Raw genomic sequence first — 11,123 nt, forward strand, 5'->3', positions numbered from 1 at the left:
CCACCGCTAAGACCGGGTGATATAGCGGGTTATCGCCCGGTGAACGAGCTGAGTTGCATTGGGCGCGACAACTTGTCACCGTCGAGGTATTTCCGCTTCGTCCTGCAGGTGAGGTGCCCGCGGCGGCTCCTCCGATTCAGGAGTGCCCGATTGTGTGACAGCGGCCAGCGAGCCGATGACCTGGGGCGCGGTTGGCTTTCGTGCGTTGGATGCACGATTCGCCCGTCATCGCGGGAGTGGTCTGTGGGAGGTGGCGGTGGGTTCGTGGGGTGGTCCGGGTGCGGCGCCGGAGCTGTTCGTGTTGGGGCGGCAGCGGTTGCTGCGCCCCGACGAGCAGGTGTTCGAGGCGATGCTGGACGGGTGGGCCGATCAGCAGCTCAGCCGCAACCTCGCCCAGGCCACGGTCGCCCGCCGGGTCGAGGGGGTGCGCCGGTTCCAGGCGTTCACCAACGAGTGGCCGTGGCAGTGGGGGCCGGTCGACCTTGAGGAGTTCACAGCGCAGTTGCGGGGTAAGCGGCGGGCGTTGTCGACGATCCGCTCGTATCAGGGTGATGTGCGCTTGTTCTGCGACTACACCGCCGACCCGCGCTATGAGTGGACCGCGGTGTGCCAGCGGTTGTTCGGCACGCATCCGGCGCAGATCTGCTTCGAGTGGAACACCGCCGCCCACACCAGCGATCACGAGGGGCGCGCGCAGCGGCGGGCGTTGACCAAGCGCGAGTTGCAGGACCTGTTCGACTACGCCGACCTGCGCGTCACCGAGGCCCGCGAACACGGCCGCAAGGGCTGGCTGACCGGCATGCGCGACGCCGCCGCGCTCAAGACCGCCTACGCCTTCGGGCTGCGCCGCCGCGAGCTGGTGATGCTGGACCTGGCCGATTTCGGCGCCAACCCGCACGCCCCACGCTTTGGTGAGTATGGGGTGCTGTATGTGCGGTGGGGCAAGGCGAACAAGGGCAGCCCACCCAAACGCCGCAGCGTCCACACGGTCTTCCCGTGGTCGGTGTCGGTGCTGCGGCAGTGGATCGACGAGTTCCGCCCGCTGTTCGACCGCGCCCCCACAGGACGTGGCCCGTTGTGGCCGAGCGAGCGGGCGGAGCGGATCGCGTTGGCGCGGATCAACGCCCGCTTCGCCGACTACCGCGACGCCCTGGACCTGCCGCAGGAACTGTCGCTGCACTGCCTGCGCCACTCCTACGTCACGCACCTGATCGAGGGCGGGTTCGACCCGCTGTTCGTCCAGCAACAGGTCGGGCACTCCCATGCCGCCACCACCGCCCTCTACACCTCGGTGTCCTCCGACTTCCGCAACCGCACCCTGCAGGCCGCCCTCGACCACACGCTCTCCGCGGCACTCGCCCAGCCGCCCGAGCAGGGTGGTCGGTGATGGGGCGGCGGAAGCTGGGATTCCACTGGAACCTGCGCAGGCTCATGGCCGCCCAGGACCTGTGGAAGACCACCGAACTCATCCCGCTGCTGCGCGAGCGCGGCGTCGAGTTGTCCCCATCGCAGGTCTACCGGCTGGTCACCGACAAACCCGAACGGCTCTCGCTGACCGTGCTGATCGCCTTGTGCGACATCCTCGACTGCACCCCGACCGACCTGATCGAGCACTACGTCGAGGCCAGTACCCGACGCACCGCAACCGCCGACAGCGCCACCGTGGTGGACCTCAAACCGGACCTGCGACCCGAACGGGCCCGCATCCTCGACGAGGACTAGACCCATGGCCCGAGCCCGCACCCACCAACCCGACCCCGCCCGGTGGCCGCCCTGCACCCGCTGCCACCAACACCTACCCACCGGCGCCCATTGGCCCGACGGCCGGATCTGCCGCTACTGCTACCTGCAGGCCCGACTGCACACCGGCGTCTGCGCCGACTGCGGCACCACCACCTCCCTCCCCGGCCGCAACCCGGCCGGAGAGCCCACGTGCACCAGGTGCAGCGGCATCCGGCCCGCGTTCACCTGCCACATCTGCGGCCGGGCCGTCACCGCCGGACGCGCACCGTCGTGCTGGTGGTGCGTCCTGGCCGACCTCCTCACCCGAGCCCTCGACGCAGGCGACGGCACCATCGCCCCGCATCTACGACCGCTCGCAGCCGGGCTGCTGGCAACGCGGCGACCGCAATCAGGCGCCGCGTGGGTGCAGCGCAACCACCCGGTGCTCACCGACCTGGCCACCGGCCGCCTCCCCTGCACCCACGACGCCCTCGACCAACTACCCCACGGCCGGGCCACCGACTACCTTCGGGAACTGCTGACCCACCACGGCCTCCTACCCCCGCGCGACCGGCGACTCGCCGACTTCCAACGCTGGGCCACCACCACACTCGACACCGTCACCGACCCCGAGCAGCGGCGACTCCTCGAGCAGTTCGTCAACTGGCGGCTGCTGCGCCACCTACGCAACCGCAGCAGCCCCGACCACCCACTCGGCCACGGCCCGTTCCAACGCGCCAAGCAACACCTCACCACCGCCATCGCGTTCCTGAACTGGCTCGCCGACCGCGGCCGAACCCTGCCCGAGGCCACCCAGCACGACATCGACGCCTGGTTCAGTGCAGGCCCCACTACCACCCGCCACAGCCTGACCCTGCTGTCCTGGACCCGCCAACAACGCATCCTGCCGCGCCGCATCCAACTCCCGGTGATCCGCACCGACACCGACACCAGCGCCCCGATCAGCAACGCTCACCGCGTCGCCGCACTGCGCACGCTCCTGCTCGACGACACCCTGCCCATCGAGGACCGGGTCGCCGGATGCCTGGTCATCCTCTACGGCCAACCCATCAACAAGATCGCCACACTCCGCGCCGACGACCTCGACCCCACCGCCGACCACGTCCGGATCCGCCTCGGCACCGGCTGGCTCGACGTCCCCGAACCCGTCGCCACCCTCCTTCGCCGCGCGCACACCCGCCGCACCATGAACACCGCGACCAACCCCACCTCCTCCTGGCTATTCCCCGGCCAGATCGCCGGACAACACCGCAGCCACCAACGCATCACCACCACCCTCACCACACTCGGCATCCCACCCCGAGCCATGCGCACCACCACCTGGCGCACCCTCGTCCGCCAAGCACCACCACCAGTCCTCGCCCACGCCCTCGGCATCACACCCGCCACCGCTCTACGCCACGCCCAACTCGCCGGAGCCGACTGGACCACCTACACGGCACGCAGAGCCCGCGACAACTGATTGCAATCGAACACGCAGCTCTACCGGTTCCCGGCGTCGCCTTGGGCCTCGTCCCCTGACACGAACCCAGCCACCTCTGCGGGTACGGCCCGCTCGAAGTGCGCGCCGTGGAAGTTTGTCCACGGTGACGGCGTCACGTAATCCGTGTAGCGGGTGGTCGGCAAGGTGGCCTCGTCGAATCTGGCGTTACCGGTGAAGGTGGCCTCGTCGAATCTGGCGTTACCGGTGAAGGTGGCCTTGTCGAATCTGGTGTCGCTGGTGAAGGTGGCCTTGTCGAATCTGGTGTCGCTGGTGAAGGTGGTCTCGTCGAACCAGGCGTTGCCGGTGAAGGTGGTCTCGTTGAACCAGGCGTTGCCGGTGAAGGTGGTCTCGTTGAACCAGGCGTTGCCGGTGAAGGTGGCCTCGTTGAACCAGGCGTCGCTGGTGAAGGTGGCCTTGTTAAACCAGGCGATGCCGGTGAAGGTGGCCTCGTCGAACCAGGCGATGCCGGTGAAGGTGGCCTTGTTGAACCTGGCGTCGCCGGTGAAGGTGACCTCGTCGAATCCGGCGTCGCCGATGAAGGTGACCTCGTCGAATCCGGCGTCGCCGATGAAGGTGACCTCGTCGAACCTGGCGGTGCCGGTGAAGGTGGCCTCTTCGAACCTGGCGGTGCCGGTGAAGGTGGCCTCGCCGAAATCGGCGGTGTGGGCGGTGCAGTTGGTGAGGGTGAAGTTGATGAGAGTGGCGCCGGTGAGGTCGAGGTCGATGTCGCTCCAGAACGTCGTGGCGGGGTTGTCGGTGTCGGGGCCGGGTTGGAGGTGGTGGGCGAGGATGCGTTGGGCGGTGAGGCGGACTTCGCGTTCCTGGGTGCGGTCGCGGTGTTCGGTGGTGAGTTCTTTGCGGAGGTCGGGGTCGGTGGTGGTGTCGGTGTCGGGTGGGTCGTCGGGCAGGGTGTAGGGCATGCGCAGGTAGGCGCAGAGCACGTTGACGATGGTCTGGCGCTGCTCGGCGTGGTCTTGGGCCAGGCGCTCCAGGGCGTAGAGCCCGCCCAGGCGCACCGGGGCTTTGTCGGAGCCGAGTTGCTCGACGGCCTTGGTATAGAGCTCGGTGATCCGCCGGGCGACGGAGTCCTCGCGCTGCAGTTCGTAGGCGCGGGCGACGTCGGCTTGGTCCTGCTGCTTTTGGGCCAGTCCGATCTCGGTGGAGTGTTGGCGCCGCCAGGCCAGGTAGAGGGCGAACAGTCCGCCGCCGCCGAGGCCGATGCTCAGCCCGGTGCGCAGCGCGTCGAAGCGGGCGGTCACCAGCTTCTCGCCGTCCAGGCCGTTGGTTCCGGCCCACCACAACACCACGACCAAGGCCAGCGTCGCGGTGGCGATGCCTGCGGCGACCCAGGCGATCACCTTCTTCGACAGCGGCGCCATCAGCGGATCAGGCCGCGAGGGCTGCGGCACCGGAGAACTCGTCACCTGCTGATCATCGCGGCATCCGGCGCACCTGTTCCGCCCGCTGGCTGGCTGGCGAACTCGTCACTGTCGAATACGCGGCTCTACCGGTTGAACATGATCAGTGCTCCGAGCCCTGCCCGTCTCCTTCCGCAGACACAAACCCAACCACCTCAGCGGGCACACCCTGCTCGAAGCGAGCGCCCGAGAAGCTTGTCCACGGCGACGGCGTCCAGGGGACCTCATAGCGGGTACTCGGCAACGTGGTCTCAGCGAACCAGGCGGTACCGCCAAACGTGGCCTCACGGAACCCGGCGGTGCCGCTGAACGTGGCCTCGTCGAACCAGGCGTCACCGCTGAACGACGCCTTGTCAAACCAGACGTCGCCGCTAAACGAGGCCCACCCGAAATTGCCAGAGCGGATCGCGCAGGCAGTGAGGTCCAGGTCGATCAGGGTGGTGCCGGTGAGATCGAGGTCGATGTCCTTCCAGAAGGTGTCGACTAGATCGTCGGGGTCGTCGCCGGGGCGCAGGTGGTGGGCGACCCCGCCCACCGCGGCGGCGATCGCGCCTCTAGAGGGCGGCTTCATCGGCGCGGGCGGGCGCTCGGGCTGCGGAACCGGGAACTCGTCACCCACTGATCATCGCTGTACCAGCCGAGCAGGGTTTCCGAACGCCGTCTCTAGGACCGATGCCATGTCGGCCAGCAAGCTGTTCGCGTTCGGCTGGCGATCGTTTCCGAACGGCTACGTGGAGCGGCTCGGCGGCGGCCTCGGCCGTGTGAGCGCACTGACGACGAGGTCTACCGGGTCGACGCTGTCTGGCTCGGTCCGCCGAAGCCCACCTTCCCGTTCCGGGCCCGCTACGTGGGCCTGGGGCGTGGGGACCGCCGTCTACCTGCTCGTTCGCCCCCGGGATGCCCTTCCTGATCCGTTCCGAACGATGTAGCTCAGGGGGCCCATTCCGTGGCCGAGAAGGAGATCTTTTCGGCGTGGCACAGAATCCGCGGGCCCCATCCCGGTCTTCCTGGAGTTCGACCCGCCGATCACCCCGGTTGGGGTGATTACCGAATACGGCAACTTCGCACCCACGCCGTCCGCTGGCGCTGCCGCTTGAATGAGCGACCAACTGGCGGAGCAGTTCGTCAGTTCTCTGCTCGGCGAGAGGTGGGGTGATTACAAGCGGGAGGTGGTTGGCGGATACGTCAACCAAGCGGCCATGATGGCCACTCGAATAGCCCTAAGCGGTTAAGCGGAGGGGGCATCAGCGAACGAGTTGGGTGAGGCGCAGGTCGCCCTGCACAAGGAGTTCACGCCGATGGCAGCCACGGGTATCCGAAGCTGTCGATTCCGCTCGTGGCGGCGGTAGCCATGGGGCCATGGCTGGTTAGGGTGTTCGGGTGGATACTCGTGGGGGTCGTCCGGGTTCTGGCTCGCGTGGGGGCTCCGACAGCCGCCGGAGTCGGCAGGTGCCGGGGGCACAGGTTCCTATTGGTGTCCCGCTGGGTCGGTTTCTCTACGAGCGGCTACAGGAGAAGGGTTTTCAGCGGCTGTGCAACGCGCTGTTGGCGCATCTTTTCCCGGACACGGTGTGCATGCCGGTGGGGCACCGCGACGGTGGCCGGGACGCGCTGCGTCGGACCGAGGGCGGGTTGATCGTCTACCAGGTGAAGTGGTCGGCGAACCCGGTGCGCAATCCGGCGGCTTGGTTGGATGCGGCCATACGCGAAGAGTCTGTCAATATCGCGCGGCTGGTCAACGAAGGGGCCACCGAGTACATCCTCATCACCAGCGTGCCGGGCACGGCGGTGCCGCGCCAAGGTGGCATCGACCAGTTGCAGGCGCGGCTGGAGGAGCACGGGCGCAGGCTGGGCGTGCGGATGGCTTGCTGGTGGCGCCATGACCTAGACGCTCGGCTGGAGGCCGCGCCCCAGCAGTTGCTGTGGGCCTATGCGGACATGCTCGCCGGGCATGATCTGATCGGCTATCTTCTGCGCGCGCCCGAGCGCGCCGAGCACGAGGAGCAGCTGCGGGAGTTGCTGCTCAAGGTCGTCGCCGCCCAGTGGGAGCAGGACGCGCGCGTCAAGTTCAAGCAGGTCGACCTCGATACCCACGCACTGGAGGACTTGTTTGTAGATGTCGGCGCCGAGCGCGTGGCCGTGCCGATCAACCGGTCCGCGCGCTTCTCCCTGGAAGAGAAAGCATCGCTGCTGGGCGAGGTGGGAGGCGCGGCGGCCTACCTGCTCGACGAGGACCGCACACGCGCCACATTCCCGATGACCTTGGTGTTGGGTGCCCCGGGACAGGGCAAGTCGACCCTGGCCCAGTACGTGTGCCAAGCACATCGGGAGAAGCTACTGGCCGAGACCGGCCGCGGCGACGCTGCCGATGCCTCCGACAGAGCGCGCAGGCGGATGGATGGTGTGCAGCAGCCGCGGGTGCCGTTGCGTATCGACCTGCGCGACTACGCCGGTTGGCTGCGCGGATACAACCCGTTCGCCGCCGAGTCGCCCGATGCTCGCAGGCCGCAGCCACGGCGGGCGAGGTCGGTGGAGATGTTTCTGGTCGACTGGCTGCACGCTCTCAGCGGTGGGCGTGCGGTGGACGTGGCGACGGTGCACGAGATCGTCGACCGGTTCCCGCTGCTGCTGGTCTTCGACGGACTCGACGAAATCGCCCAAATCGAGGTGCGGGCCCGAGTCGTGTCCGAGATCGAGAAGGTGTCCGCGAGGCTGCGCAGCTGCCGGTGGCCGGCGCGGGTGGTCGTGACGGCGCGACCGAGCGCCGCGGCGCTGCCCGAGCCATCGGGCGCTACGTTCGAGACGCTTGCCTTAATGCCGTTGGGCGCGCAGTTGCGCGAGGAGTATCTGGACCGTTGGGCGGCGGCCCGGGGCCTGAGTGCCGCCGACCGGGCGGCGTTGGCGCGGATTTTCCGGGCACGCTCGGCGCAGCCGCATATCGCCCAGCTCTCGGAGAACCCGATGCAGCTAACCATCCTGCTGCACTTGATCCAGAAGCGCGGAGAGTCCATTCCCGACGCGCGCACCGAACTCTACGAGTCGTTCATGGAGACCTTCCTCGACCGTGAGGCGGGCAAGACCCCCGCCGTGGCACGCCACCGCAAGGACTTGGAGGAGGTCACCGCGCACCTGGGATGGTACCTGCAGTCACGGGCGGAGAGCGCGAACGGCGACGGACGGTTGAGCGTGCGGCGACTCAAGGTCGCCATCGCCGATTACCTCATCGGGGTCGGCAAGGACGCCGGCATGGTTGAGGAGCTGTTCACCGCGGTCACCGACCGGGTGTGGGCGTTGACCAGCAAACAGCAGGGCAGCTTCGAGTTCGACGTGCAACCGGTGCAGGAATACTTCGCCGCCAAACACGCCTACCAGGTCGCTGGCAGCGGTCAGCGGCTCTTCGACTCCTCGCAGGTCTTCGCCGAGATGGTGCGCCGCCCGTACTGGGCCAACGTGTGCCGCTTCTACGCCGGGTGCTGCAAGGTCAGCGAACTGCCCGCCCTCGCAGCCGTGCTCACCGACGAGTTCACCGACACCGCTGACACGGTTGGATCCCCGCCGGGACACCTGCGGACACTGACCTGGCAGCTGCTCGCAGACGGGGTGTTCACCCCGCGGCCGCACTCACGTGCCGCGGTCGCCGCGCTGCTGGCCGACGACCTCAGCACACACCTGCTACTGCACGACGTGAGCCAAGGCGCGGCCCCCAAGCTGGCCGTCGAGCGGGGGGCGACGGACCTGACTCGCGTCCACTGCGCGATGATCACCCAGGCGCCGGAACGGCCCATGCACCTGCTGCGCACCCAATTGCTGGCCGCCGCCCACAGCGGCAACGCCGTCGACACCGCCGACATCACCGAGTTCGACACCTGGTGGCAGCAGCATCTAGCCGACGCTGCGGGCACCGACCACGAAGCGAGCTGGCTGCGGCTGGGCATCGCTCACGCCGCGGGCACCCGCCTGCCCGCCGAGCTCTCCGAGCGGCTGACGCTGCGCGATCCAGACGCCGCCGCAGCAGCCCTCGACGCTGGCGTGGCGATTCCCGAATCGTCACCGGCCACCGCGGCGCTGCTACGCGCGGTGCTCGACGGTCACTGCAGCGACAGCAGCGACGGCAGGGATGCTGGCGACACCGTGCTGGCTCCGGGTGAGGCAGCCGACCTACTGCGTGTCGCCGCTCCCGCCCGGTTCCTCGGTCTAGCTTCCACCAGTACTACGAGGGACGTGATCATGGTGTGGCCGCACGACGGCCTGCCCTCGGTCCTGGCCGCGAGCAGACCTCGCCCCATCACCGCCGTGATGGACCGACTTGTCCACCGCGACAGCCGATACGAGGCGCTGCGCCGCGCGCGCCGCGTCGGCAAAGGCCAGAAAGGCACCACATCGGTGTGGGGCAACACCGCCCGCGCGCTGGCCGCTATACACGGGCCCAGCCTGCTGGCCACCGAGATCGCAGTCATCGGCGCAGCCGCCTCCACCGAAGATTTCGTCACCGGAGGCGACATCACCCCCGGCGCGCCCGCCTTCGGCCCCCGCGCCGACTACGGACAGATGATCGAGCAGACACGCCGCCGCCGCTCGGACACCGCATGGTGGCGCGAGCACGCCAGCGCGCTCACCGAACCGCTGGATCGCGCGGCCTGGGCACTGGCTCTGCTCGGCGTCGCCCATGTCGATGTCGTCGCCGACTGCCTGGACCTGCTCGAGGACACAATGACTGGCCTGCCCGCCCTACTCGGGCGGGCGATGCTTCAGGCCAATAGCCGACTCGGCTATGCAGGCGTCGCCCGAGCACTGCCGTCGGCGCTGCTACACGAGCACGCCGCAACGTTGGACCCGACAACAGCACTGGCACTCGCGCACCACAGCACCAGCGGCGGCACGCATGCCGACGCCCTTCTCCAAGCGCCCGACGCGGCCGTGATCGCCATGATCGACACCGGGGCCGCCAACTGGCCTGCCGTGTCCTCACTACGCAGGCGAGCCCTAACCCACACCGACCTGGCACAGATCATCGCGGCCCTACGCGCCTGCGGACCGCTCCCCTTCTCCGACGAGTTCCTCGAGCCCGAGGTCGACGACGCCGTTGCCCACCTCGGCTTGGCCCACTGCAGCGACATCAGCGACGACTGGGTACTCGTCTGCACCGCAGCGGTGTCCGCGAAACGAACACACCCGCCGCTAGCCACCATCGCCGACAAACTCGACTGGTTCCCCTGACGACCTCGTGCATGGTTGGGTTGGGCGGGACATGACCATCGACTGCGGTGCCGGTAACGACCTCTACACCTACTCCGGACAAGCCCATAACTGCGAAACCAGCGGCCGCCCCTGAGCACACGGCATATCCTGTGCCGCTCGAAAAGTCGTCGCTGCTGGTCAAGCGGCATGTCTGTACTCGTTGATGAGTCCGCCGAGGATGCGGGTGCGGAGCACTCTGCTGGTGTCGGGGTCGTGTACTGCGGCGGGGTGTTGCTGGTCTGCGGGTGGTAGTTGGTCGCGGGCTTGGTGGGGTCTGTGTCGGTTGTAGTGGTCTTCGTAAGTTGTGAGGATCCGACGTGCGTGGGCTTCGCTGATGATCAGAATGTGGTCGAGGAGTTCGCGTCGGATGGTGCCGATGACTCGTTCGCAGTGGGCGTTCATCCGGGGCGCTTGTGGCGCGCTGGTGATGACGCGCAGGTCGTCGGCGTGGAAGACGGTGTCGAAGGTCGGGCCGTACTTGGCGTCGCGGTCGCGGAGCAGGAAGCGCAGGGACTCGATGCGGGTGCCGAGGTCGGCGGCGAGGTTTCTGGCCTGTTGCGCTGTCCATGCCTGGGTCGGGTGGGCGGTGACGCCGGTGATGTGCAGGCGCCGGGTGCCGTGTTCGAGAAAGGCCAGTGCGTAGAGGCGTGTGCCGAGCACGGTGTCGAGGTGGAAGAAGTCCGCGGCGATGATGCCCTCGGCTTGGGCGGTGAGGAACTCCCGCCAGGTGGGGCCGGTGCGGCGTGGTGCCGGGTCGATGCCCGCGTCGTGCAGGATCTGCCAGACCGTCGAGGGGGCGATGCGGTGGCCGAGCCTGACCAGTTCACCGTGAACGCGGCGATGTCCCCACCGGGAGTTCTCTTTGGCAAGCCGCACTACGAGCGTCGTGATCGCTGCTCGTGTTGGCGGACGGCCGATGCGTCGATGTGCGGAGCAGTCCCACTTACGAGCGATGAACCTACGATGCCAGACCAGCAGGGCGCCCGGCGTGACCGGGAAGACCTCCCGCCAACGGCGACGATCCACCAACCCGGACAAAGCGGCGAACCAGAACCGGTCAGCGGGCTCGTAGCGGACCGGACCCGTCAGTTGCCGTCGCAGTATCGCGTTCTCGTGCCGCAGCACAAGCAACTCGGCATCCTTGACCGCCTCGCTGCGCAGGAGCACCGACGGGATAGACAGCAGCTTCCTGGTCACCTTGTAGAGCAGGGACACGATCACCAGGCCATGCTCCCAACACA

7 protein-coding genes are annotated in these 11,123 nt (G+C 68.1%); 4 read left to right on the top strand and 3 right to left on the bottom strand.

Going from position 1 to position 11,123, the window contains the following annotated elements:
• Positions 1 to 256 precede the first annotated feature (256 nt).
• The 3 genes from ACTG9Q_RS28630 to ACTG9Q_RS28640 are packed head-to-tail and all read left to right on the top strand — an operon-like array spanning position 257 to position 3,205.
• Entirely contained in the window at positions 257 to 1,387 is a 1,131-nt protein-coding gene (locus tag ACTG9Q_RS28630) for a tyrosine-type recombinase/integrase (protein WP_455576026.1), read from the top strand.
• Complete coding sequence (locus tag ACTG9Q_RS28635; RefSeq protein ID WP_455576027.1) at positions 1,387 to 1,722, top strand: helix-turn-helix domain-containing protein; 336 nt, start codon at positions 1,387 to 1,389, stop codon at positions 1,720 to 1,722. Before ACTG9Q_RS28630 ends, ACTG9Q_RS28635 begins: the two co-directional genes overlap by 1 nt.
• Before the next feature lie 4 nt (positions 1,723 to 1,726).
• Positions 1,727 to 3,205, top strand: coding sequence for a hypothetical protein (locus ACTG9Q_RS28640; protein ID WP_455576028.1), 1,479 nt, complete (start codon positions 1,727 to 1,729; stop codon positions 3,203 to 3,205).
• Between the two features lie 20 nt (positions 3,206 to 3,225).
• Here ACTG9Q_RS28640 and ACTG9Q_RS28645 read toward each other — a convergent pair whose 3' ends face one another.
• Together ACTG9Q_RS28645 and ACTG9Q_RS28650 are read right to left on the bottom strand one after the other, a co-directional pair.
• A complete protein-coding gene (locus tag ACTG9Q_RS28645; protein ID WP_455576029.1) occupies positions 3,226 to 4,650 on the bottom strand; it encodes a pentapeptide repeat-containing protein in 1,425 nt (474 codons plus the stop codon).
• Positions 4,651 to 4,747: 97 nt separating this feature from the next.
• Positions 4,748 to 5,263, bottom strand: a complete 516-nt coding sequence (locus tag ACTG9Q_RS28650; RefSeq protein ID WP_455576030.1) for a pentapeptide repeat-containing protein — start codon at positions 5,261 to 5,263, stop codon at positions 4,748 to 4,750.
• A gap of 830 nt (positions 5,264 to 6,093) precedes the next feature.
• On the opposite strand from ACTG9Q_RS28650, the gene ACTG9Q_RS28655 reads away from it, so the two are divergent.
• Positions 6,094 to 9,861: an NACHT domain-containing protein gene (locus ACTG9Q_RS28655; protein WP_455576031.1), complete on the top strand. Its 3,768-nt coding sequence runs from the start codon at positions 6,094 to 6,096 to the stop codon at positions 9,859 to 9,861.
• Positions 9,862 to 10,020: 159 nt separating this feature from the next.
• Here the strand turns inward: ACTG9Q_RS28655 and ACTG9Q_RS28660 are convergent, their stop codons facing one another.
• Positions 10,021 to 11,103: an integrase core domain-containing protein gene (locus ACTG9Q_RS28660; protein ID WP_455576032.1), complete on the bottom strand. Its 1,083-nt coding sequence runs from the start codon at positions 11,101 to 11,103 to the stop codon at positions 10,021 to 10,023.
• Positions 11,104 to 11,123 lie beyond the last annotated feature (20 nt).

The sequence above is a fragment of the Actinokineospora lacus genome (genome assembly GCF_053813445.1).